The 23367-nt window shown below is 69.4% G+C and carries 23 protein-coding genes and 2 pseudogenes; 11 read left to right on the forward strand and 14 right to left on the reverse strand.

Going from position 1 to position 23367, the window contains the following annotated elements:
* On the reverse strand, positions 1-1238 hold a 1238-nt coding region (locus tag BG482_RS33715; protein WP_256096558.1), incomplete at its 3' end, for a bis-aminopropyl spermidine synthase family protein.
* A gap of 430 nt (positions 1239-1668) precedes the next feature.
* Here BG482_RS33715 and BG482_RS33720 point away from each other — a divergent pair.
* Entirely contained in the window at positions 1669-2049 is a 381-nt protein-coding gene (locus BG482_RS33720; protein ID WP_069773010.1) for an S-adenosylmethionine decarboxylase family protein, read from the forward strand.
* Positions 2050-2084: 35 nt separating this feature from the next.
* Entirely contained in the window at positions 2085-2951 is an 867-nt protein-coding gene (locus BG482_RS33725; RefSeq protein WP_256096559.1) for a 4'-phosphopantetheinyl transferase superfamily protein, read from the forward strand.
* A gap of 152 nt (positions 2952-3103) precedes the next feature.
* Here the strand turns inward: BG482_RS33725 and BG482_RS33730 are convergent, their stop codons facing one another.
* The 3 genes from BG482_RS33730 to BG482_RS33740 all read right to left on the reverse strand — a co-directional run bounded on the left by BG482_RS33730 (position 3104) and on the right by BG482_RS33740 (position 6674).
* The gene (locus BG482_RS33730; protein ID WP_069773012.1) at positions 3104-4585 is read right to left on the reverse strand and encodes an MFS transporter; all 1482 of its coding nucleotides are present in this window, start codon (positions 4583-4585) and stop codon (positions 3104-3106) included.
* A 135-nt stretch (positions 4586-4720) separates the two neighbouring features.
* On the reverse strand, positions 4721-5719 hold the full coding sequence (locus BG482_RS33735; protein ID WP_069773013.1) for an Lrp/AsnC family transcriptional regulator: 999 nt from the start codon (positions 5717-5719) through the stop codon (positions 4721-4723).
* A gap of 601 nt (positions 5720-6320) precedes the next feature.
* Complete coding sequence (locus BG482_RS33740) at positions 6321-6674, reverse strand: DUF1330 domain-containing protein (RefSeq protein ID WP_069773014.1); 354 nt, start codon at positions 6672-6674, stop codon at positions 6321-6323.
* Positions 6675-7700: 1026 nt separating this feature from the next.
* Here BG482_RS33740 and BG482_RS33745 point away from each other — a divergent pair.
* Positions 7701-7967, forward strand: coding sequence for a hypothetical protein (locus tag BG482_RS33745; RefSeq protein WP_069773083.1), 267 nt, complete (start codon positions 7701-7703; stop codon positions 7965-7967).
* A gap of 292 nt (positions 7968-8259) precedes the next feature.
* A complete protein-coding gene (locus BG482_RS33750; protein ID WP_069773015.1) occupies positions 8260-8982 on the forward strand; it encodes a hypothetical protein in 723 nt (240 codons plus the stop codon).
* A gap of 825 nt (positions 8983-9807) precedes the next feature.
* On the opposite strand, the gene BG482_RS33755 is transcribed toward BG482_RS33750, so the two are convergent.
* Positions 9808-10557, reverse strand: coding sequence for a transposase family protein (locus tag BG482_RS33755; protein WP_079142467.1), 750 nt, complete (start codon positions 10555-10557; stop codon positions 9808-9810).
* Positions 10558-10818: 261 nt separating this feature from the next.
* On the opposite strand from BG482_RS33755, the gene BG482_RS33760 reads away from it, so the two are divergent.
* Positions 10819-11361, forward strand: coding sequence for a SigE family RNA polymerase sigma factor (locus tag BG482_RS33760; RefSeq protein ID WP_069773017.1), 543 nt, complete (start codon positions 10819-10821; stop codon positions 11359-11361).
* Positions 11361-12170, forward strand: coding sequence for a hypothetical protein (locus BG482_RS33765; RefSeq protein WP_256096560.1), 810 nt, complete (start codon positions 11361-11363; stop codon positions 12168-12170). Before BG482_RS33760 ends, BG482_RS33765 begins: the two co-directional genes overlap by 1 nt.
* Positions 12171-12536: 366 nt before the next feature.
* Here BG482_RS33765 and BG482_RS33770 read toward each other — a convergent pair whose 3' ends face one another.
* Positions 12537-12938 (reverse strand): hypothetical protein, encoded by a 402-nt coding sequence (locus BG482_RS33770; protein WP_069773019.1) that lies wholly within the window; start codon positions 12936-12938, stop codon positions 12537-12539.
* Positions 12939-13129: 191 nt separating this feature from the next.
* Here BG482_RS33770 and BG482_RS33775 point away from each other — a divergent pair.
* The 5 genes and pseudogenes from BG482_RS33775 to BG482_RS33795 form a co-directional block, all read left to right on the forward strand.
* Positions 13130-13425, forward strand: a pseudogene (locus tag BG482_RS33775) (IS630 family transposase); the annotation flags it as partial.
* A gap of 208 nt (positions 13426-13633) precedes the next feature.
* Positions 13634-14080: pseudogene (locus tag BG482_RS33780) on the forward strand (transposase family protein); the annotation flags it as partial.
* Between the two features lie 166 nt (positions 14081-14246).
* Entirely contained in the window at positions 14247-15179 is a 933-nt protein-coding gene (locus BG482_RS33785; protein WP_256096562.1) for a site-specific integrase, read from the forward strand.
* A gap of 441 nt (positions 15180-15620) precedes the next feature.
* Complete coding sequence (locus tag BG482_RS33790) at positions 15621-15857, forward strand: helix-turn-helix domain-containing protein (RefSeq protein WP_069773021.1); 237 nt, start codon at positions 15621-15623, stop codon at positions 15855-15857.
* A gap of 758 nt (positions 15858-16615) precedes the next feature.
* Positions 16616-17371, forward strand: coding sequence for a GntR family transcriptional regulator (locus BG482_RS33795; RefSeq protein WP_069773022.1), 756 nt, complete (start codon positions 16616-16618; stop codon positions 17369-17371).
* Here the strand turns inward: BG482_RS33795 and BG482_RS45835 are convergent.
* Genes BG482_RS45835 through BG482_RS33835 form a run of 8 tightly spaced genes read right to left on the reverse strand, consistent with a single transcriptional unit; the run spans position 17368 to position 23361 of the window.
* Positions 17368-18591 carry a collagen-like protein gene (locus BG482_RS45835; RefSeq protein ID WP_069773023.1) on the reverse strand — a complete coding sequence of 408 codons (1224 nt, stop codon included), beginning with the start codon at positions 18589-18591 and terminating at the stop codon, positions 17368-17370. The two genes, BG482_RS33795 and BG482_RS45835, sit on opposite strands and share 4 nt — an antisense overlap.
* A 3-nt stretch (positions 18592-18594) precedes the next feature.
* Positions 18595-18948 (reverse strand): hypothetical protein, encoded by a 354-nt coding sequence (locus tag BG482_RS33805; protein ID WP_256096563.1) that lies wholly within the window; start codon positions 18946-18948, stop codon positions 18595-18597.
* 17 nt (positions 18949-18965) lie between these two features.
* On the reverse strand, positions 18966-19397 hold the full coding sequence (locus BG482_RS33810; protein WP_069773025.1) for a hypothetical protein: 432 nt from the start codon (positions 19395-19397) through the stop codon (positions 18966-18968).
* A complete protein-coding gene (locus tag BG482_RS33815; protein WP_069773026.1) occupies positions 19397-19585 on the reverse strand; it encodes a hypothetical protein in 189 nt (62 codons plus the stop codon). The genes BG482_RS33810 and BG482_RS33815 overlap by 1 nt, the downstream gene beginning before the upstream one ends.
* 34 nt (positions 19586-19619) lie before the next feature.
* Positions 19620-20558, reverse strand: a complete 939-nt coding sequence (locus BG482_RS45535; protein WP_256096564.1) for a peptidoglycan recognition family protein — start codon at positions 20556-20558, stop codon at positions 19620-19622.
* 12 nt (positions 20559-20570) lie between these two features.
* On the reverse strand, positions 20571-21053 hold the full coding sequence (locus BG482_RS33825) for a hypothetical protein (RefSeq protein WP_176741539.1): 483 nt from the start codon (positions 21051-21053) through the stop codon (positions 20571-20573).
* Positions 21053-22234, reverse strand: coding sequence for a hypothetical protein (locus BG482_RS33830; RefSeq protein WP_069773028.1), 1182 nt, complete (start codon positions 22232-22234; stop codon positions 21053-21055). Before BG482_RS33830 ends, BG482_RS33825 begins: the two co-directional genes overlap by 1 nt.
* A complete protein-coding gene (locus BG482_RS33835) occupies positions 22231-23361 on the reverse strand; it encodes a hypothetical protein (RefSeq protein WP_069773029.1) in 1131 nt (376 codons plus the stop codon). Before BG482_RS33835 ends, BG482_RS33830 begins: the two co-directional genes overlap by 4 nt.
* Positions 23362-23367 lie beyond the last annotated feature (6 nt).

A 23367-nucleotide genomic window follows, 5' to 3' on the forward strand; every position in this document is an offset into this window, starting at 1 on the left:
GAGGCGCCGACCGCGGCCGTGGCGGCCGTGGCGGTGGGGGGCGGAGTGGCGGCGGGCGGCTGGGCCGCGGGCTGTCCCGCCGGCGTCGGCGGTTCCTCCGCCGGGACCAGACGGCCCGGGCGGAACGGGCCCTTGCCGCACTGCGGGCATCCGTCCTCGCGCAGCGCGGCGACCGAGGCCCAGCGGGCGCCGGGGCCGACCCGGATCCGCGCGTCGCACGCCGCGCACGTGTACTCGCGCTGCCGGGTCCGCTTGTCGCCGGTGTAGAGGGGGCCGCTGAACTCGCCCTGCCGGGAGGCGGTCGAGGTGGTGGTGAGGAGGTGCTGGAAGAAACCGACGCCGCCGAGGATGCCGCTGCCCTCGTACTCGTTGAAGTTGCGGACGTAGCCGTTGGTGACCAGGCCGAGTTCCATGATCTCCCGCTGCACCTCCAGCATCTCGTCCGGGCTCTTGCCGCCGAAGGAGAAGAAGACGCTGTGTGCCGGACCGGGCCGCAGGCCCTCCACGGCGCGGGAGAGGAAGAGCCGCGCGCCCTCGGGCGTGTACGGCGGATCGGTCATGGCCACGTCGTGCCGGCCGTGCAGCTCGGCGGGCAGCGGATGGCGCAGATCGTGCTGAACGGTCTCGACGCGGGTGCCCAGACCGGCCGCCGTCTTCTGGATGTGGTCCAGGATCTCGGGCGAGATGTCCACGACGGTCACCCGCTCGACGATCGGCCCGCCGAGCACGTCGCCCACCACGGCGACGGCCAGGGACACCAGGTCGTCGTCGCCGATCAGCAGCAGCGAGCCGCCCGGCAGCGCGCCCGCCGTGAGCAGCGCGAGCACCCGGCGCACCTTGGTCTCGGCCGTGCAGTGCGACTGGTCGATCGCCATGTCGGCGGCGGGGCCCGACTCCATGAGCGCGCGCAGCCGCGTCACGGCCTCGTCCAGCACGTCGGGGATGACCAGCTCGCGGCCGTCGCAGGTGCGGCAGGTCGCGTCGAGGACGAGGTCCATGCCGAGCCGGGCGACCAGGTCCGCGCCGGCCTCGGTCAGCCGGGACGGACGCGCCTCGGTGACGAGTCCCCGGCGGCGCAGCTCGTTGCCCAGGGCGGCCACGATCGGAACGGGCAGGCCGGTCGCGCGGCTGAGTTCCTTCGTGGAGGCCGGAGCGAGCCGGCGCAGGGCGCGCAGGACGGACCGCACTCCGGGCGGGCCCTCCTGGAGCCGGACGGCGTCCGCGACTTCCGTGAGCACGGAATCGGCGGGGATGCTCCGAGGGTGCCGACGCGCGTTGGTCACAATGCTGCTCCAGGCAAGCTGATCAGTGGATTCCGGGACCATCGAGTATACGGGCTGGTGGAGAGCCGACCGATCCCGCGCCCACGGCGGGGAAACGGAAACGGAACGGCGAGGAATTCACGCACGGAAGACGTAATTCCGCGACATTCGCCCCGGCTCTCTCCCGAATGTCGTCCGGGGTGTTCTCAGGGAACCTCCGAAGAAGTCGATGAATTGCTTGCCGAAATGACTCGGGCTGGTTTTCCGCCGAATGCGCCGGAGACCCCCCGGCCCCCTTGACACAGTGCGCGCGCGAGCCCCCCGGCGCCCTGGATGCTACTCTGGGCACCACCGAGCGCCTATATGAAAGGAGACGGGGGCAGCGGTTCGTCACCCCCGGTTCCCCATGACCAACTCCGCCAGCCTCGCCACCGAGGGCATAAACGTCGACGATCTGTGTTCTTATGCGGTCGACGTATGGGTGAGCGACCACAGCATCCTGACCGACGAGGAGCGCCTCCTCCAGGTGCTGCGCACGGCCGCCGAAAAGGGAAACGCCACGGTGCTCGGTGAAGCGTCGCACGTTTTCCCGAACGGTGCCGTCACCGCGATTCTCCTGCTTTCCGCCTCGCATCTGAGCATTCACACCTGGCCCGAATTCAGCCTGGCGAACGTGGATCTGCTCGCTTACGGCCGGCTGAACGGCGAGCGAATGATGCAGAGCGTGGAACTCGGCCTCTCGCCGACGCGCATCAACGTGACGCGCATGCTGCGCGCCGTGCACTGACCCCGCTTTCCCCTCCGTCCTCGGGACCGGACGTCGTGCCAGGACACCCCGTGCATGTGTGGTGGGCCGGACTGGCCGACGCCCACGCGGGTCTCCTGGCGCTGCTCGACCCGGTGGAGCGACGCCGGTACGGGACGATCGTCGACCGGGCCGGCCGAGGGCGGTTCCTGGTGGGCTGCGCGCTGAGCAGGCTCGCCCTGGGCGGACTGCTCGGCCTGCCGCCGGCGGACGTCCCCCTGCGGCGAGTGTGCCCGCGCTGCGGCGGGCCGCACGGCAAGGTCCGGCTGGACCTGCCGCCGTCCGGGCCACCGTCCGAACGGTCCGGGCTCGACTTCTCCGTCGCCCACAGCGGTGCGGTGATCGGCGTCGCCGTCTGCGAGAACGGACGAGTGGGCCTCGACGTCGAGGAGGCGGACGTCGGCCTGGACGTCGACTCGGCCGCCCGCGTCGCGCTCGCCGACTCCGAACTCGCCGCGCTGTACAGCCGTCCGCCCGCGGAACGCAGGCCTGCCTTCCTGCGCACCTGGACCCGCAAGGAGGCCGTGCTGAAGGCGCTCGGCGTGGGACTGGGAGCGCCGCTGCGCGGCCTGGAACTCTCCGGCCCCGAACAGCCGCCGACGGTGCTCGCCTGGCCCGAACAGCTAGAACAGCTAGAACAGCTCGGGCAGCTCGACGCGCGGCCCGACCTGAGCCTGAGCCTGACGGACCTGCTCGTGGACGAGACGCATCCCGCGGCCGTGGCTGTGGAGGTGGCAGCGACGGCCACGGGGGCCGGCGCCGACGGGGCCGCGAGTGTCACGGGGGCGCCCGGCGGGGTGCGGATCACCGTGCGGGACGGCTCGGCCGCACTCGCCGAGTACCTCGGGGGAGCGACCGTCCCGCACATCACGCCGGGGGCGTGAGGCTCCGGCCGCCGGGGTCGGCGTCCTCACCCGACGGCGGACAGCGGCGGGCCGCTGACGACGGAACGGGGCCTGAAGACAAGCGGGATCCCCGCCGTGCTCGAAGCCGCGCTCGGAGCCGTGCTCGAAGCCGCGCTCGGAGCCAGGGGCGGTCAGCGCGCCCCGGCCGCTTCCCTGCCCGCCGGAGCATGCGGTGGGACGGGCTGGGCGCGCCTGCGGACGAAGACGGCCGTGCCGACCGCCGCCACCAGTGCCAGACCCGCGGAGGCCAGGTACACCGAGGTCAGACCGTGTGCGCCGGCGTCGTGAAGAACGTCCAGGGTGGTGCTGCGCCCACTGGTGAGAGCGTTCTCGGCGGCGGCCGGGTCGTCGACCCTGCCGTCCAGGTCGGCCCGGACGACGTCGGCGAAGACCAGACCGAGCACGGCCACGCCCAGCGCCTGTCCCAGCTGACGGAAGGTGGCCATGGCCCCCGAGCCCATGCCCGCCCGCTGGGGCGGCACCGAGGCGAAGACGGCGGAGCCGGTGGCCGGCATGCCGACGCCCACGCCCACGCCGATGACGAGCAGCCCCGGCAGGGCCGCCACCCAGGACGAGTCGCCGTCGATCACGAAGCCGTTGACGGCGCAGCCGGCGCCGATCAGGATCAGCGCCGCGGTGATGGTCACCCGCGGGGAGACGTCGTGCAGACGCTTGCCGGTCAGCGTCGAGGCGGCGAACGTCGCCGCGGCCAGCGGCAGCAGCGCCAGACCCGCCTTGATCGGGGTGAGCCCGACGACCGACTGCAGCCACAGCGAGGTGAACACCAGGCTGGAGAAGCCCCAGGCCGAGGCGACGGTGCTCAGCATGATCGCGAGGAACGAGGCGTTGCGCATCAGCGAGATGTCCAGCATGGGGCTCGGACGGCGCTGTTCGACGACCACGAAGAGCACCGCGCTCAGGACCGCGAGGGCGAAGAGGCCCAGTGTGAGGACCGAGGTCCAGCTGTCCTCACCGGCCCGGATCAGACCGTAGGTCAGGGCGCCGCAGGCGAGGGCGAAGGTGATGATCCCGGGGAAGTCGACGCGGGCGCCGCCCGGCTGCCGGGACTCGGTGAAGCACACCTTCGTCAGCAGCATCGTCACCAGGCTGATCGGGATGTTGACGAAGAAGACGGCACGCCAGCTCATGCTCTGGGTGAGCAGACCGCCGAAGATCGGTCCGACAGCGGCGGCGACGCCGACGACCGCGGACCACACGCCCATGGCGGCGCCGCGGTCCCTGCCCTCGTACGTCGTGCCGAGCAGCGCCATGCTGGTCACGAACATGGCGGCCCCGCCGACGCCCTGCAGACCGCGGGCCGCGATGAGCATCTCGGGTCCGGGGGAGAGGGCGCACAGGAGCGAGGCTCCGGCGAACACCGCCAGCGACAGCAGGTAGACCCGCCGGCGGCCGAACAGGTCGCCCACGGAGCCGGCGCTCAGCGTGAGCGCGGCCAGCACCAGCGTGTAGATGTTCATGACCCACTGCAGGCTCGACAGCGAGGCGTCCAGACCCGTGCCGATCTCGGGCAGCGCGACGGTCACCACGGTGGTGTCCACGATGAGCATGAACGACCCGAGGCACACCGCGACAAGCGGCAGCCACTTGCGCATGAGATGTCCTTTCGTTTGCGGGAACGCTCACACAGTGGCGGCGGGGGAGCCGGTGCACCTAGCCGGCCCAGCGATCCCGGCGGATATCCGCACGACGTCGGCGATCTCGGGTGGAAATCATCGCCCCGGCTCCCCTCAGAGGAGCGTGGCGGCGCGGAAGGCGTCGCTTGGCAGGGCGGACCCGGCACGCTTGACGGTGCGGTCCACGGTCGCCGTCTCCATGTGGTGGACACCCTCCAGGGACGCCACCCGTTCCGTGAGATAGCGGTAGAGGTCCGGGTGGTCCTTGCAGATGACGGAGGCCATGAGGTTCGTGGAGCCGGTGGTGACGGCCGCGAAGGAGACCTCGGGATGTTCAGCCAGCGCCTGTGCCGTCGCCACCAGTTCGGACGGGCGCACGGACATCCACAACCGGGCCTCGGCGCGAAATCCCAGCGCCGACGTCGGCAGGTCGACCTCGTAACGCAGGACGCCGGTGCGCGTCAGGTGTTCCATACGGCGCCGCACGGTCGACTCCGACCAGCCGGTGGCGTCCGCCAACTCCCCTGAACCCGCCCGGCCGTTGCGGGAGAGGACCTCCAGGAGGGAATGGTCCTCGGCCGAGAGGTCCGTCGGGCCGTCGTCCGCGCCGACGGGCTCCGGGCGCAGGGCCTCGGCCTGGGCCGGTGAGAGCGACGTCAGACCGGACCACTGGGCAGGGCTCGCGAACCCCTGGAGCATGGCGTGCGCGCTGACCGAGACCACGCGCGTGGTGCGCGACAGCTTGTGCAGGAGCAGCGAATCGCCGCTGCCACCGCCGGTCCGCGCCTGGGTGCCGCAGGAGATCTCGGTGCCGCCGGACAACAGATGCACCCAGAACGTGTCGGTGCGGCGGGCGAGCGCGGCGGCGATGCCGCCCGCCGCGTCGGGGGTGCACTGCAGCCGGATGGTCCATGGAACGTATCCGAGCCGGGAGAGGTTCACCGAGGCCACCACCCTCAGCAAACCGGCCGAGTGCAGACGGTGATAGCGGCGGGCGACCGTGCTGTCGGAGACGCCGAGAACCTCGGCGATCCTGTTGAACTGGGCGCGCCCGTCGATCTGCAGCGCATGCGCGAGGTCGCGGTCGACCTTGTCGAAGACGGTGGAATCCATCGGCAGATGCTATGTGCGCGCAGGCGGCCGAGCGCTTGGAAGGCGCTGGAGCGGCTCACCGGACGGGCGGGCCTGACCTTGCCGTTCCGGGGCGCTGAGTGCGGACGTCCGACGACTTCGACCCGCAATCGGCACAGGGGCGGACGACGTGTGTCGGCTGAAGGCGTACGCCCGGGGTATCCGCCTGAACATGCTTGCTCTGACTGCCTACCGCTCGTACCACGGCGCAACGACCGTGTGGGCGTTCGTGGTTGCCATTCTCATCGTGCTGGTGGCGGGTTGGTACATCCGACGCCAAGGATGAGCGCGCCACCCGCTGGACTCCGACGGCTCCGGGCTCCGCGTTCCACCTCGACCATCCCGTCGGCGTCACGCCCTGGCGCTGAGTGACCGCCCAAGGTTGCTGGAGTGCGGGCCGTTGATGTCAGCCATTCAAGCGGGGCGGCGGCGCGAATGTCGGGCGATCCCGCCTGGCTCAGCTACGGACGCCGGGTAGGCGGCAAGCTCGGTCCCACACGTTCCCAGACCTTCCCAGACGTTCCCAGACGCCACAGCCGGTGTCAGCACAGACGGGCGCGGTTGACAGAGCCTGTGCAGCGAATCAGGTGCCCTGTGCAGGCGTCTCCGCCTGGAGTTTCTCCGCACGTTCACGCGGGTCGTACCCGGGGCCGACGCCCTCGACCAACACGAGGTCTCCGTCGATGTGGTCGGCCCGCAGCCGCAGGATCTCCTGATACTCGGGGGACTCGTACCAAGCGCGGGCCTCGGCCATGCCAGGGAACTCGATCAGCACCATGCTGCCCGGCCAGCTACCCTCCACCACCGCCGTCGGCGGGCCGTGGATCAGAAAGCGGCCATGGAATGGGTCGAGGGTGCCCTGGATCCTTCTGAGGTACTCGAGGATGTCCGGGTGGTGGCGACGGTCACGTAAGTGCGCGAACCCATATGCGGGCACGTCCGGCCCCTTCGTTCGTTCCGGTAGGAGAACCCAAACGTAGCCAGGAGCGTCGCACCCCTCAATGACCTCGGAGGTAAGCGCGGGTGCTACGCCTTCAGCCCACCACTCGCCCGGGCTCCCCGCGCGCGCCAATTCGGGCCCGCAGTCGGGAACGGCGCCCCCTGCATCCCGGTGCCGGCCGCCCCCGCCGGAGGCATTGTCCTGAGCGCCGCAGGGCCACCGGCCCTGTCCACCAGTGAGCGAGCGTCGGCGCAGCGCGGGCGGAGCGGGCCCGAGGCAGGAGCGGCGCCCGGAACGGAGCGGGAAGCGCGCCCGGCGGAACGGTGCGCAGCCGGGGCTTGATGAACGCGGATCAGGCCGCGGCGCTCCTCGACCGGATCCGGCGCCGGCCACGCGGGGAAAAGCGGCCGCACGCGTTCTTCGCCACGCTGTACTACTGCGCTCTGCGGCCGGAGGAAGCCGTAGCCATGCGCGTGCAGGACGTGACGCTTCCCGGGCCGGACGCCGGGCACCCCTGCCCAGTCGGCCGAATGGGCAGGGAACGGCGTTCTGGTGCTGCTGGCCACTTATGCACCGTGCGTCGAGGGGGCAGCTGGCTGACCTGACTCCTGCTGCTCTTCCCCACACTCGGCGACGCACGGCTTCCCGACGACGCATCCGCTGCCCTCACCACCGCGCTCGCCGCTCTCACCTTGATCGAAGAGCCCGCCAAAGTGGCAAGGATGCTCCTTGAGAACCAGGGGCAATGGGCCCCCGCTCATTGGAGGCCGGCAGACGGCGTCTGGATCAACGACGGTGGGCACTCTTACCGAAACCCCAGCAACGCCTTCGCTCTGCCTGAGGGGCGCCTTCTGGAGATCAGTAGCGCCCTGAATAGGGGGAGCTGAGCACCGCTTTAGGAGTTCGATCCCATGGCTACCGTGGGGCCCCGCTCCTCCCGCTGACGAGCCGCTCGTGCTCGCTCAAGTACGCCTGTGTTCGCTGTCGTTGATGTCAGATGGTGATGTCAGGTTGGATGGCGTGATGGAGCGTGTTGAGGCAGAGCTATTCACCGACGGGGGTAACGATGCTGTTGTCCGTCTGCCCGGTCGGCGGTTCCCCGGAGTACTGATCCAGGGCGACTCCCTTCACATCCTCCGCAGCGACCTGGCTGAGGTGATGGAGGCGTGCGAGCGCGGCGAGCTGGCTGACGCTCGGGAGGATGCCGGCCTCCTCCTGGCCGGCATCGATGCTCTGCTTACGCGCTACACGGCTGCACTGGAAGAGCACGGGATTCCGCGGCCGTACTGAGCCGTCGGACTCTCAGCTTGGGAAGCTGCGGTCATGTCGGACCAATCCCGGCGCTGAGCTGGGCGAACGGCCGAGACGGAGCATGGCTGGGCCGACCGCTTTCACTATGGTTCCCCGCTTGTCCCCGCTCGATCTGGTGCGCTTGTGGTGCGGCGCAGGTTGTGCCAGTCGTGCCTGGGCCTGCTGGCTTCAGCTACCGGGTTGCGGTCTTGAGAAGGTGTCCGTACCAGTGGACCCTTTCGATGCAAACGCGCTTCGGCCGCTGTATGCCCATTGCGAAGGAGACAGCCGCGTGGACACCCTCTCGGTAACGTTGGTCTCGGCGTTAACCTCTGGCGCGGTCTCAGCGGGTCTCGTGTGGCTGACCAGTCGGCAGCAACGGAGAGATAGCCATCGGACTCAGCGCGACTTCCACAACATGTCGTACCTCAACCCCCTCAGATGGCACACAGCTGAAGCGCACCACCGACTCTCCCTCTACGCCGCGTCTATCGACCGGCATGGCTCCTATCAACCTGCGCAGGTCCTCAACGAACCGCGGGAGATCGATGACGAAAGTGAAGCCTGGTTCGCTGGAACCGGCATCGCGCTGGTTTCCAGTATCTGGATAACTGCCTGCCTCTTCGCCCAGATGACACGCACCCGGCACGACATCCCGTTCCTGCGCTTGCCGGGGACGGACGACACAAGACTGGCTGCCCTGATCCTCAAAGTCCACGTAGCTTTCGCCGCGTGCGACGTCTACTACGCGACACAGTCCAGCATTGGCACCGACGTCATCCTCGAACCCGAGGGACGACTCAGGAGCTACAGAGAATTTTGCGATCTCCTTTCGCAACCGGATCGCAGAGTGTGGGCCGATCCCCTCATCTGGTTCCATCTCGCCATCGCCAACGGCGAGCGCCGCCCCAACCTTCAGCGCGTCTTGGATGCTATTCAAGAGCTGTCTAATTTCCTCGACGAGAGCCTTGCCGGCGGGGCGTCACTCCACGCGCGCTGGGCGGCCGAGCGCTAGAGACGCGTACGACGGCGGGTCCGCGATAGAGGCTCCGGGCCCTGAGCTTGGGAAGCGGGTCTGCTACGAGCGGCTCCTGGGCTGACCTGCAACGGAGCGGCTACGGGAGCTGGCTGGTCGACGACCCAGTCTCCGCCATTCCCCGTGGGGCAACGCAGGACCTGGCACGGGCCGATCGGCTCTGGTGGTGACGAAGTCGCACCCCCATCACCGTGGCTTAGCACTCTTGCGCCCGGTGATAGGCGATTAGCCAGACGCCACAGTGCATAGAGGAGGCCACCGGCTGTCAAGATCAGCACTGCTGACGCACCAATCCTGTCCCCCCAGGCATTTCGTTCGTCGAGGAGGAGACCCGGAGTCACGCTGAACATGATGATGACCACGAGGTAGAACAGCAGTCGCACCAATGAGCCTGCGATGGAGCGCAGCGGGTACAGCAGCAGGAGCCTCCTGAACTGGGTCCAGAGCGGAGTGCGCTGCGGAACCCGGGCCTCGGTGTACGACGCGTGAACGTTGCGCAGTTGCTGATCTAAGACTCTTGCCGCCTGTGCTTGCATAGAGTCGGTGCTTGTGTCCGGTGCGATCACGGCATGGGCGTCAAGCCACTCGGTTAGAAAACCGAGATATGCCCGGGCTTCGTCCAGGAGTCGTCGGCGTCTGGCCTCCTCATTGCGTCGCGAATGCCACTCCTGGAACCAGAGGTTCGCGGCACCGAGTACCGAGACAACGACAGCCGATAGCACTGAAACGATCAGGCCCGCGGGGAAACTCGCCGCGTTGTCAGCAGCCATGCTGTCACCTCGTGCAGCGCGTCAGTGAGCGTTTTCAGCGTTGACGCTCCAGGGTGAGGACGGCAGCGGCGATGACCGTCATGCGGTTGGGGCTGCAGCGGGCTCTGCGGAAGATGCGCCAGGACTTCAGTCTCGCGACGCTTCGTTCGACCGGTGCTCGTGCCGCTGACAGGGCCCGATTGATCGTCCGCTGGGTCGGGTTGAGGTCCTGTTGGGGAAGGCGTCTCATCGGCGTGGTCACCCAGGAGCCGGCTCCGATGTAGGCGCGGTCGGCGAGGACGGGCACGCCCTGGCGTTCGCAGATCCGCATGATGCGGTGGGTGCGGGCCGCGGTCAGGTCATGGGTGCGGCCGGGCAGCGCGGGCGAGATCCACAGCAGCTTGCCCGCAGGGTCGGCAACGACCTGCACGTTCACGCCGTGGCGGCGGTGCTTTTGGGAGAAGTCGGCCCGGCTGTCACCGACCCGGTCGCACTCGGCGAGAGTTCCGTCGAGCAGGACGTGATCGGGATCCGTCTCCCGCAGGACCCGCAGCAGTCCGGGCGCCCGGCGGGACAGATGGCCGACGACGGCGGTGACGTAGGCGTGGGCAGTACCGACGGATATGCCGAAACCGGCGGCGATCTGCGCGAGCGTGTCGTGCCGGCGAAGGTAGATCAGGCCGACGAGAGCACGCTGGTGCGGCGGGAGCTTGCAGCGGCGGTCACCCTCACGGGTGACGATGAGCATGGTTACCCACTCGACCAGGGCGTGCGGGAGGTCGAGTGCGGCAGGACAGGGAACCAACGAGGCTCCTGGGCTTATGAGTTGAGACGTCGAACATCTCTCTCAACCGCACAGGAGCCTCGCGCGTTGTGGAAGGCCACCCCGTCACCCGACCGGTGGCCACTCTGAAAACGCTCACTGACGGAGGGATGCGCGCCGGCGTGTACCGGAACGGGGGTGGGGGCGGTACGGATGCCGGTGTGGCTGCCGCGGAAAATATCCGCCAACTGAGGCAACGATCCGGGCCGCTCATGGCCTCCTTTGAACATCTAGGAGGTGCCCATGGGGGATCGGAAGCAGGCCAGGGACACGGAGTTCCAGGCTTTCGTCGTCGGCCGCTGGCCGCGGCTGATGCGCACGGCATTTCTCCTCACGGGGGAACAGCACGCCGCGGAGGACCTGGTCCAGTCGACACTGGAGCGGATCTATGTGGCCTGGCGTAGGGTCGCCGCGGCCGACCAACTAGAGGCGTACGTACGGCGCGTGATGATCAACGCGCATGCTCGCAAGTACCGCAGGAAGCTCCGTGAGTTTCTCGCGCCGAGGGACGACGACTCGGGCCTCACGCACGAGGTCGCCGACCCCGACGATCTGATCGCCCGGGCCGACGACCGGCACGCCCTGCTGAAGGCGCTGGCCGAGCTGCCGCCACGGCAGCGGGAGGCGGTGGTGCTGCGCTACTGGGAGGACCTGACCGAGACACAGACGGCCGAGGCGATGGGCTGTTCGGTAGGCGCGGTGAAGAGCAATGCGGCCAAGGGGATCGCGAAACTCCGCGCCATACCCGGACTGGCGGACACGGTGACGCACGGAGGACGGCAGTGATGAGCGCGGACCAGGAGACGAACCACGACATGACACAGCACGACATCGCCGTCCGGCTGGCCGATGCCGCGGACGAGGTCGAGATCGGTATAGCTCCCACTCAGGCACTGATCCGTGGCGGCCGCCGCCGCAGGTCACGCCGCTGGGCGATCACGGCGGCCGCAGCCCTGGTCGTCGCCGGCTCGGCGGGTGCTCTGGCGGTGACGGCGCTGCCGGGCGGGGACAGCAACCGGGTGGCACGCCCGGCCCTGCGAGGGTCGGGGACCACGGACCCCGGCGTGTTGGCACCCCACCGGACCGTGTTCGGCTCGGGCACCGAACAGGGGCAGGAGTGGGAGGTCTCCATCGACGTGTGGACGGCACCGGCCGACGAAGGGGAGGCGGCGGCCCAGCTGAAGGCCATGGACGAGAACGGGGAGCAGGTCCCGAGCACCGCCGTGGCCCACAACCTGGTCGGCAACACCTCGTACTTCATCCACAAGAAATACGGGTCCAATTCCGAGCAGGAATGGGGCAGCGGACCTCGGGGGAAGCCGCTGCCCGGCAACGACTTCGAGTTCGCCGTGGGCCCGCTCCCCGGCACCGACGGCCCCCGCCGCCTGGTGATTGGCCATGTCGCCAAGACGGCCGAGCAGGTGACCTGTGTGTGGAAGGACGGCACGAAGACCGAGTTGCTCAGGGAACCGGAGAACAGGGCGACGAGCACCGGCAAGCCCGCTATCCGCTCGGCCGAGGGCACCGCCTACAACTGGTTCGCGTGTCTGGCGCCGCAGGGCACGGAGTCCGACGGGGTGGCCAAGAAGGGATAGAGGCGAGCAAGAGGAGATGGAGGACACCCGTCCGGCCGTCGCACCGGGCTCTCGCCGGGGGGCCGGATGCACCAACGTCCGCACCATCAATGCCGCCGTGTCGAGCGCCGCTGGGCGCCTGACCGTCTACCTGGAGAGTGCAACGAACCTCGAAGGAGGTCTCCACCGATTCGACAACCCGCTGCAAGGAGAAACGGCAGCCAACACTGTCTACGTGGCGAGGAAGCTAGCAGGCGCTGGCCTCATGTGACACCGCGCAGCAGGGTGACTAGTGCCGCATCAGGCAACGTTTGCCCTGTAGACGACGGCGCGGGGGTGTTGTGATCCTGGGGCTGCTGGTCGCGCTGCGATGTGCGGACGCCGTGGTCAGATACCAGGTCCGTAACCGGGGTCTGGCTGCCGGCGGGGGGTCCACCACTCGGTGAGCCCCCACAACGTGAGCGCGAGCGTGGCCAAGGCTACGAGTGCCGCGACCCGGGGGCGGTGCATCCATCTGGTGGCCAACACCCAGGCGAAGAGCGGAACCAGAGCGCCGCCGAGCACGATGAGCGGCAGATCGATGAAGAGCACGCTCAGATCGCGGGCATGGCCCTCAAATCCTCCGTCGATACTGACCGCGGCGCGCGGTGCCCAGACAAGCGGCGCGGCTGTCGCACCGAGGCCGGCGAGTAGGCATCCGGCGCCGCCCTCAGTCTTCGGGTTCATACTCGTGGTCCGTCCCGCGGTTCTCTCGCCTATGCCCGCGATAGACGCAGCGGCGTGGTGCACGGTTCCGACAGAGCGGCCGCGTGTCGTAACAGCGAACGTTTGGCCCGTTGTGATGTGACGCGCCGTCCGGGTGCTGTACCGGGTGGCAGGGGGCGGCCACTCTGTGCTGATGGCGATATGCGTACAGGTCCGAGAGATCGGCGATGCCGAGGGCCAGCGGCTACTGCGGATCATCCGCAGGGGCACTGGATCGGATCGCGATCGTATGCGACAACTTCTCCCCGCACCTGACCACGAAGAAGTGCCAACGGGTGGGCACCTGGGCGGCGGCAAACAATGTCGAGATCGCCTACACACCGATGAACTCCTCCTGGCTCAACCGCATCGAGGCCCAGTTCACCGCACTGCGCTACTTCACCCTCGACAGCACCGACCACGCCACCCACAAAGAGCAGGCAGCATGATCCGCCGCTACATCATCTGGCGGAACCACCACGCCGATGACCGACGCCTACGAACCGTCGTCGACAGGGCAAACGTTGCCTGATGCGGCACTAGCTGGCACAAGCACGTGATGACGGTCGTCGACAGCCTCTCGGCAGGCCGACGGGAGTTGACTGCTACTCAAGGAGCCTTTGCAGCGTGGCCACTGAACGGGTGACGGTGTTGTTGGGGGCGAGGGGCCGCAACGTACGAGGCTCCCGTGTTGTTGGGGGAGGTGTTCGAAGTCTCAATCCACCTGCACAGGAGCCTCGTTGGTTCCTTATCCTGCCGCACTCGATCTGCCTCACACCTTGGTCGAGTGGGTCACGATGCTCATAGTCACCCATGAAGGTGACCGGCGGTGCAACCTTCCGCCGCACCAGCGTGCGCTGGTCGCCCTGGTGTACTTGCGCCTCACGACACCCTCGCACGCATCGCGGCCGGCTTCGGGATATCCGTCGGTACCGCTCACGCGTACGTCACGGCCGTCGTCGGTCTACTCGGCGAGCGTGCTCCCGGGCCTGCTGAAGGTCCCCCGCGAGACCGACCCGGACTTCGTGCTGCTGGACGGAACCCTCACCGAGTGCGACCGGACCGGCGACGGCCGCGGCGACTACTCGGCCAGGCACCGCCGTCACGGGTTGAACGTCCAGGTCGTCACCGACCCCACCGGCAAGGTGCTGTGGATCTCGCCCGCGCTGCCGGGACGCGCCCACGAGCCGTAAGAACACCGCCAAGACCCTCGCTGCGGTCACCATCGCACTGCTGCGTACCCAGCCGACCCAGTTCGCCTCGGTGGCCGTCCGGACCGCGCTGCGCGAATGGGCGTTCAATGCGACACGCCGTGCGGACGCCCCGCGAGACGTGGTGACCATCCTCAGGTGGGTGGAGCGCAACTCCCTGCCGGTCTCGGTCTGGGAGGAGCCGGAGAGGGTTGATGAGGTTCTGCGAGCCGTCGACACGCGCCTCGACGGCAAGCAGGCGGCGGCCTGGTCCAGGAAGCGCAACCGCCGGATTCTCAACGTCGTCATGAAGCACGCAATCCGGCGGCGCGTCTTGCGGACCAACCCGCTCCCCAAGGGCAAGGAAGCGACGACCGTCACCAAGACCAGCAATGCCGTGGACAAGCGGTCTCTGATGAACGCGGACCAGGCGGCGGCGCTCCTCGACTGGATCCGTCGCCGGCCACGCGGGGGAACGCGGCTGCACGCCTTCTTCGCCACGCTGTACTACTGCGCTCTGCGGCCGGAGGAAGCCGTAGCCATGCGCGTGCAGGACGTGATCCTTCCTGACTCCGACACCCGAGACCAGTGGTGTGAGCTGCTGATCCACACGGCGACCCCGGAGGTCGGCAAGCAGTGGACCGACACAGGGGAGATCCACGAGAAACGTGACCTCAAGGGCCTTGCCGAGGGCGAGACGCGCACCGTACCGGGGCATCCCGCCCTGACGGGCATCCTGCGGCAGCACGTCGAGGACGAGCAGCTCAAGCCCGGTGATCTGCTGTTCCAGGGGGAGACGGGCGGCATTCTCGCCGGCTCGGTCATTCGCCGGGCGTGGCGCAGTGCGCGGAAAGCCGTCCTGCCTCCGCATGTGTTCGAGTCGCCCACCGGGAGGCGGGTGTACGACAACCGGCACACGCGCCTCACGAAGTGGCTCAATGACGGGATCCCGCCCGCCCAGGTGGCTGAATGGGCCGGCAACAGGGTGCCGGTATTGCTGGCCACGTACGCACGGTGCGTCGAGGGGCAGCTGCCTGACTTGAAACGGCGCCTGGAGGCCGCGGGAGATCTCCCCGAGCCGCCCGGTGCGGGCTGACGCACCTCGCGGAAAACTTCGACACGTATTCGACAGGGCCACCCGCGAAAACCCGGTGACAGCCGGACGGCCCCGGACCTTCCCCATGATCGTCGGGGGAGTGTCCGGGGCTCCGTCGTGCCTCGCGAAACATGCTCTGACCAGCAAAAATGCCCTCCCGATGGGAGGGCGGAGACTTGCGCCCCCGGCAGGACTCGAACCTGCGGCCAAGCGCTTAGAAGGTGTTGAGCACTAAGCTCTGTACTAACCTGCGGTTTTCCCAGGTCGCGCTCCGCCGCATTAATGCAAGGCGCTTGGCCAATCTTCTGGCCCATTCGACTGAGAACCGACACCGCGTGAAGAGAACCGCCCCGGTCCATCGTAGGACCGGGGCGGCCTGCCGACACGCGGGTCCGCTATCTGAGCGGGCGACCTCGTGCAGAGTGCCGGAACCGTGGACGGGTGCCGTCCGCCTCCCCCTCGCCCGACTGGGTGCTGACCCAGCGCCGGGCCGTCGGCGAGCGCATCCGCGCAGTGCGGCTGTACGCCAACCTCACCCAGGAGCAGGTGGCCATTCGGTCCGGGGTGGACCGGGCGTCCGTGGTCCGGATCGAGCAGGGCCAGCAGTCCCCGACTCTCGACACCTTGATCCGGTTAGCCGCAGCGATCGGCGTGCCACTGCCCGAGCTGGTCCGGTGAGCGGCCGCCCCACGACGGGGGACGCAGGGCGACCGCTCCTCTACCCGACGCTGTCCGTATCGATCGCCAACGCCAGCGCCGGGAGTCTCACCACTCGGTGCGAGGGGTGTACTCGTGCTCGTGTTTCCCGCTGTGCCCCTTCGGGCGCGTGCAGCGGAGGTGCGTCCCCTGATGCTCGGCCCAGCAGTAGCCGTGACCGAGGATCGGGTCCGGCCGATGGGCAGGCCGCGCAGTTCCCTTCGCCTCGCCGCTCACCGGTGCCCCCTCCGCTTGGCTGCTCGGTCCGCCGCGTACCACTGGCGCAGCAGAGACTTGCCTTCCGGACACGCGCCCTGCCGGTCCGGCCGGCAGCGGCAGCACGTCAGGCTGTGGTCCGCCAGCCTGGTCAACTCCGTACTCGCTGGCTCTATGACGGTCGTCGGTTCGCTCATGGCTCCTGCCTCACCTCGGCCCAGATCTCAGGGGTGCCGCCAGTCGTGCTGCTCCCCCAGTCGTCTGCGTCCTGGAAGAGGGCGATCACCCGACGCCAGCACTCCCAGTCGTCACCGGCCGGCGCCGCGGCAGTTATGCGACTGCCGCCCCGCGCTGGAGTGAGGTGCACAGGAGCGCTCAGGACGTCTTCCAGCGCTGCGCGTAAACCGTCCGCTCGGCGTCCTGGCATGACGAATCCCCGCCCTTGCGTGAGAGGCTGACTCTTGCGCAAGAGTAGACCGGGCCTCCGTACTCTGTCACGTAAGTCACACAGGAAGGGGCACAGGGTGACGACCGATACGCCCAAGTACTTGCAGGTCGCCGACCAGCTCCGCGCCCGGATCCTCTCTGGTGATCTCGCGCCGGGCGATCGCCYCCCGTCCGTGTCCGAGATCGCCGCCGAGTGGGGCGGCAGCAGCAGCCTCGCCACCGCCGCGTACCGCGTCCTCGTCGACGACGGCCTGGTCGTCTCCCGCCACGGGGCCGGCCACTACGTCCGCAGCCAGGAGACACCCGAGCTGCTCATCCGCCAGCACCGGCGCCGCAGCGAAGACTCGCCGTTCGCGCAGGGTGCCGCCGAGCAGGGCGCGGTCGGGACGTGGCGGCACGACTCGACGACCGAGCAGGCCAGCGACACCGTGGCCGCGCGTCTCGGTCTTGAGCCCGGCGCGCCGGTCATGCACACCTCGTACGTCTACCTCGCCGACGAGCAGCCGGTGCAGCTGGCCGAGTCGTGGGAGCCGCTCGCCCTCACCGGCCAGTCTCTCGTCGCGCTGCCTGAGGTCGGCCCGTACGCGGGCGTCGGCGTGGCCGCACGGATGCGGGTGCTGTCGATCGAGGTGGGTGATCCCGTCGAGCGGGTCTGCGCCCGCACCGCCACCCGCGTCGAGGCGCAGGCGCTCGGCATGACGCCGCCCGGCCCGGTCCTCGCGATCGAGCGGACGTACTACGACCAGGCCACCGGCCGCCCCGTTGAGACGGCGGACGTCGTCATGCGGGGCGATCGGTGGGTGTCCGTCTACGGGCAGGCACCACAGGCCTAGCTGGCCGCAGCCCACACGTTGTTCGCGTCCGGCGTGTACCCGGACAGGGTGATCGACGAGGGCAAAGCCGTCTGCCCCGCCGCGCTCCGGCAGAACCGGTACGCCCCAGCGGTGAGAGCCGCGTTGCCGGGAGTGAAGGTCGCGCCGTGCGTCGACCCGCAGGCGAACGACGGGCTGGTCGTTCCGTTGAACAGCAACGCCACGTAGTAGCGGCCAGCCGCCGCCACGTAGGGCGCGGTCAGGTTCATCGTCTTGTTGCCCGCCGAGTTCCACACCGTCGACTGGTCGGCGGTGATCCCGACGCGAGCGCCGGTGGAGTCGTACAGGCCGGCGAGGCACTGGCCCGAGGTGAGCCCGGAGCCAGCTGTGCCGAGGACCGCGTGCACGCGGTTGATCGTCGCGGGCTGACGCAGGACCAGCTCGACGAGGTAGATGAAGCCGGCGGACAGAGCCGTGCCGTTGGCGTTGCACGCGGCCGGGTCCATGGACCAGGCGGTGAGCCCGTGGTCCGCGGGGAACCATGCGTTCACCGCGGGGCCGGCCGGTCCCTGCGGTCCGGTGTCGCCGGTGTCTCCCTTGGGCCCCTGGGCGCCGGTCGAGCCTGTGGCTCCTGTGTCGCCCTTCGGTCCCTGTGCGCCGGTGGCACCCGTCGCCCCAGTTGGGCCGGTCGCGCCGACGGCCCCCGGGTCTCCCTTCGGACCGGCCGGGCCCGTCGCTCCAGCCGGACCGGCGGCGCCCACCGAACCAGCCGGGCCCGGGTCCCCTGCATCCCCCTTCGCACCAGCCGGACCGGTAGCACCGGCAGGCCCCGTGGCACCCGTCGGCCCTGCGACACCCTGCGGTCCCACCGGGCCGGGCGGCCCCGGCACCATGACGTACTCGCCACCGTCGTACCCGGCCGGCGTCAGCTCCGCGATGTCGACCTCGACGAGCGCCGCGGGGAGGGACACGAAGAGGGCGCCCCCGCCCGTCTCGACGCGATACGTCCAGCCCGTGGGGGAGAACCCCGCCGCGTCCGTCGCGACGAGCGTCACCGTCCACTGACCAGCGTCGGTGGGCTGGACGACGACGGGTCCGTCTCCGACGACGACGCCCCAGTCCGCGCCGACGACGGTCTGCGGGACGGGCCGGATCCGTACCGGCAGCGGGCGGCCCGAACCGTCGCCGAGCGTCTGGTGTCCGGTCAGGACGACCGTCTGAACTCCGGGCGGAAACGGCATGGGTCACACTCCAGTTCGGTTGTACTCGTCGACCCTGGCCGGGGGCGCAGGGGGCTCGATGCCGTTGCTCCGCATCTGCGAGCACAGCTCAGACACGTACCAGGAGAAAGCGCGCACCAGTGAGGTCAGGCTGTCGAAGCGGCGGTCCTGCTGCTCGATGCGCCGCTCTAGGCCGGTCCGTATCTCCTTGAAGGCGGCGAGGTCGGCCTGCCTCTGCGCGGGCTCGGCGGCCGCCTCGGCAGCGGCGCGCTGCGCCTCAGCCGTCATACGCGCCGCGGTCTTCGTGGCGCGCGCCGCGAACAGGCCAGCCCCCAGCAAAGCCACCGCGCCGAGCACCGAGCCGACGATCGCAGCCACGACCCCCCAGGCTCCCGTCATCGTCGTGCCTTTCTTGCAGGGCGGGGGACCGAGTACTCGGGCATCGTCGCCAGCAGCAAGATCAGACCGACGTGACCGATGCCGTACCACGCGGCGATAGCCAGGCCGCGCGGATACTCGCCCGTCACCGCCCCCCACAGGAACGCGCTTCCCCATACGAACGGCGGCACGAGTGCTGCCATGAATCCCAGACCGTCTCGCCCTACGCGCAGCCACGCGCAGGCGAACGTGACGATGCCGCAGATGATCCACACGGAGGACCAGCAGCGGATGTCCGCGAACCGCGTGAGCAGGCCCAGCCCGACGGGGCGCGGGTCCGGCTGGAGCGCGTAGCCCAAGCCGAAGCACACCTTGGCCGAGCCGAGCAGGGCGAGGGCGATGCCGCGGCGGCCCAGCGTTTTGCGGAGCCGCCGGGCCGCCGCGCGCATCAGACGCCCGTCGGGGACTTGGGGCGGTTGGGGACCGCGTAGACGATGCCCCACGCCCCGAGGACGGCGAGCGCGATGGTGACGCCCTCGCCGGTGGTGAGGACGTTGTCCTGCACGGCGGTGACTGCGGCCGTCGCACCGGCGGCGACGCCGGCCACGATCGACTTGGCGATGCTGGCGATTCTCATGGTGTTCCTTCCAGGGACGGGACAGGGGGGTGGGTCAGGAGGTGGCCCAGTACGGGCCGGACGCGGCGCGGTGCAGCAGCGCGACCGAGTCGCCGTCCGCCGTCTTCACCCGCAGCTGGAAGCGCAGGTGCTTGCCCGCGGGGACGGTGCCGGACAGGGCGAACTGGTGGCCGCCGCCACCGAGTCGGGGGCCGACTACCTGGTAGGCCGAGGGCGAGTTGCCCGAGGTGTCGGTCAGGTAGAAGCGGCCCTCGACCGTGGTGTCGGCAGGGGCGTCCTCGGCGAGGGTGACGTGCACGAGGGTGTCGTGCGCGCGCGGACCGGAGTGGATCACCGCGTCCTGGAACGCCAGGCCCACCCACTCGCCCGACGGCAGGTCGACATCGGTGGCGTTGGACTCGTTCAGCATCATCGGAGCAGACACGTCAGCCTCCTGGCTGGGGGTCGTCGGGGTGGTCGTGGGCTGCGCAGCCGGGCGCGGTGCGCCCTTCTGCACCCACGCGTACAGGGGACCGCCGGGGCAGTCGGTGGCGTAGCCGTCCCGGTGGCCGCGGATCTCGTTACCGGCGCCGTTCTCGCGGAGCAGCTCGATGCCGTCGCGGATCGCCGAGAGCATGGCGTCGGTCGGCTGCGTCAGGCCCTCGCTGCCGACCAGTCCGACGATCGCGTAGTGCGCGCGGTTCAGGTCCTGGTTGCCGTTCGCTCCGGTGCGCCGGCCGATGCCGCGGCCTTCGAATAGGAACCCATGCGGGCAGGCCGCGTAGTTGTACGCGACGTCGCTGTAGTTCTCCTTCGTGTTCGCCAGGTGGCTGGCCCGTATCGCCTTCCACTCGGCGATGCACGCGGCGTGATCGGAGAGCAGCCGGGTGCTGACCGGCGTCCCCTCGTAGTGGACCTTGACCCCGCGGGTCGTGGCCTGGAACGGGGCCTCAGACTCTGGCCATCCGAACTCGGCGCGTCTCACAAGCTTCATGGTGGTGACCTTTCAGAGGAGTCGTGCGTAGGTGGGTGCGCCGCCGATAGCGCCGCCGCCGCCGAACTTGCCGCCGGTCGACGAGCCGCTAGTGCGGCGGACCTGGAGCTGGACCTTCAGCGAGGCCGACGCCCGATACGGGGTCAGGTCGATCACCGCCGTCGGGAAGACGTACGAGAAGAGCGCCGGCACGGAGCCGGACGCGGCGACTGTGGTCCCGTCGAGGAGGATCTGCCACGCGCCACCGGTGTTCACGGCCGACACCTGGTCCCCTATGAACACCATCCCCATCGACAGCGTGGCCGTGCGTGGGGAAAGGACCGTCTCCCACAGCGTGATGAAGGACGTGCTGTCCTCGTACGGCATCGTGTGCAGCGACGTCGGATAGAACGGCAGCTCGTCCCGCTCCCAGCCCGCCCGGCGCAGCGCAGCCACCTGCGACTCCAGCTGCGCTACCCGCTGCATCAGGTCCGGCGTCCGGACGATCCTCGGCATCACGCCCCCACACAGGTCAGGCGGATCCGCTCGGGCCCGCTGGCTGCCGTGTTCTCGATGCCGACGATCCGCAGCACCGCCGATCGGCCGGCCGGGGACTGCGGCTCGGGGTCGATGACGAACAGCGCCTGGTCCCCGACGGAGTACGAGCCGAACTCGGGGTCGGTGTCCGCGGACACCTCGAACGTGGGCTGAGCCTGCGCCGCCGACTGCGCCTCCAAGTCCGCGTTGGTCAGGCCCTGCACCTGCGTCTCGTCGACCACGTCGTCGTACGTCGCCACGCCTTCGAGGAGCGGCCAGCCGGACGCGATCATGTCGTTGTCGGCCGCGGTCTTCACGATGCGCGCCTCGCCCGTACCGGCGCCCAGCCCGGACATCTCCGTGACCACGGCCGTGCCGTCCTCGGGCCAGTCGTAATCGAGGATCGACCCGTACCCGCCGCCCTTGCTGAAGACGAGGCCCGACTCAGCGGCGGTGCGGCCGCGGCGCGGAAACCAGGTCATGGCTTTCCGGTAGCGGGTGGGCGGCGTCGTGGCCGTGGCCTGCGACCAGCCCACCTCAATGGAGAAGTCGAACCCGTCGTCGGCCGCCGCCAGTTCGCTGATCGCCTTGTAGATCTCCGGGCGCTCGTACTGGTAGTAGGTGACGTTGCGTGTCACCCCGTGCGCGGCGTAGCCGATCTGGCCGAGGTCGATGCCGATCGATCCGCCCGCCTGCTCGGACGCGTACCGCATCAGCGACCACATCACGAACTTCTGGTCGGCGTAGAGACGCTGCGCGGTCGGGCCCGACCCTACGTACGTGGGGTCCGTGATCAGGGACGTGTCCGTGGACAACGTCCGCTTCACGTACCGGTGCTGGAAGTAGGACAGGAACTCGCTGGCCTGGATTGAGCGGCCGCCCGTCGCATTCTGCCGGGTCCAGACGATCCCGCCCCAGACGAGGACGCCGTCGCGGTCCACGTACACGGCGGTCCGGCCCGGAGTGCTCGCGGTCTCCGGATCCAGCGGCAGCGTCTCGCTGTTGTACGGGATCGTCCCCCGCAGCGTGCCCGGCTGGTTGAGGGCGTAGCTGTAGGTGACGCCGGACAGCGGCAGCTCCGCGAGCAGCTGGTCCGTGCGCAGGTCGCAGAACAGGTACGTGTACGTGTGCTGCGTCTGCGGGTCGAAGGGCGTCGTCACGAGGCAGCCTCGTACTGGCCCATGACCGTGAGCCGCATCGTGCTGCCCCACACGAAGGGGGTGAGCGAGTCCACGACACCCGACACGGTGGCGCTGCCGTCCACGCGGGGGCCGGTCATGTGCAGGCTGATGTCCGCAGCGCCAGTGTTGACCTGTGCCATCGCCATCGACGCGCGCTGCCCGTTGCCCGGTTCAATGTGCGCGGTGCCCGCCGGGGTGAGAGCCACCGCCGCCGCCACCGGCAGGGAGAACACCCAGTTGTCCGAGGTCGTAGGCGAGCTGCCGAAGTTCGTGGTCGTGCCGAACGTGATGTCCATGTAGTAGGACACGGCGCGCCCCACCTTGGAGTACCGGCAGTTCACCGCGGCGTTGCCGTACGCGGGCAGGCGCAGGCCGGTCGATGTCGTCCACGTCGGCGTCCACGACGTCCATGCACCCGGGCTTTTCTGCAGCTCGCTGGTAGTGCCGTCGCTCTTCCCGTACAGGACCCGGTCCGTGTCCATCAGGTAGAGGAACTGGCCAACCGCAGGCCGGGCGGGCACAGCTGCCGATGACACCGGCAGCACGCCACCGATCGCACACCCGTATGTGCGGGCGTCCGTGATGTTCCCCGCGGCGACGCTGCTCTGCGACGGGGCGAGCGCGATGTCAGCCAGCACCACACAGTTCGCGGGCAGGGTGCCGCGCACCGTCGCGCCGGCCGACCCCGCGTACGGGCCCTGAATCACCTCCAGCTGCCACTGAGACAGGGCACCGGAGTACTCCGCGTCGTAGACGCTCGCCACGACCGTGTCCTTGCGGTACTGGCCGGCACCGCCCGCAGGCGCGATGTTCAGGGTGACGTCGCCGTCGTTGGCGCAGATGTAGGCGCCCGACCCGCCGGTCTCCCGCTGGTCCACGAACACGGTGCCGCCGGACACGAGCACCGTCATGTTCGGGGTGCCCGCCGCACGGACCTTGAGCTGGTAGTTCTGATAGCTGGGCTTCACGCCCGGCCGGATCCTCAGCGGGGTCGCCTCGTCGGCCGAGTTGCCCGGGTACGCGAGCAGCCCGGACAGGGCGAGCCTGTCGTTCCTCGCAGGGTACGACGGTGCCTGCTGCCAGGCGGGCGGGTTGATGACGGCCATCTCTGG

The sequence above is a fragment of the Streptomyces sp. LUP30 genome (assembly GCF_001746365.1).
GTDB lineage: Bacteria > Actinomycetota > Actinomycetes > Streptomycetales > Streptomycetaceae > Streptomyces.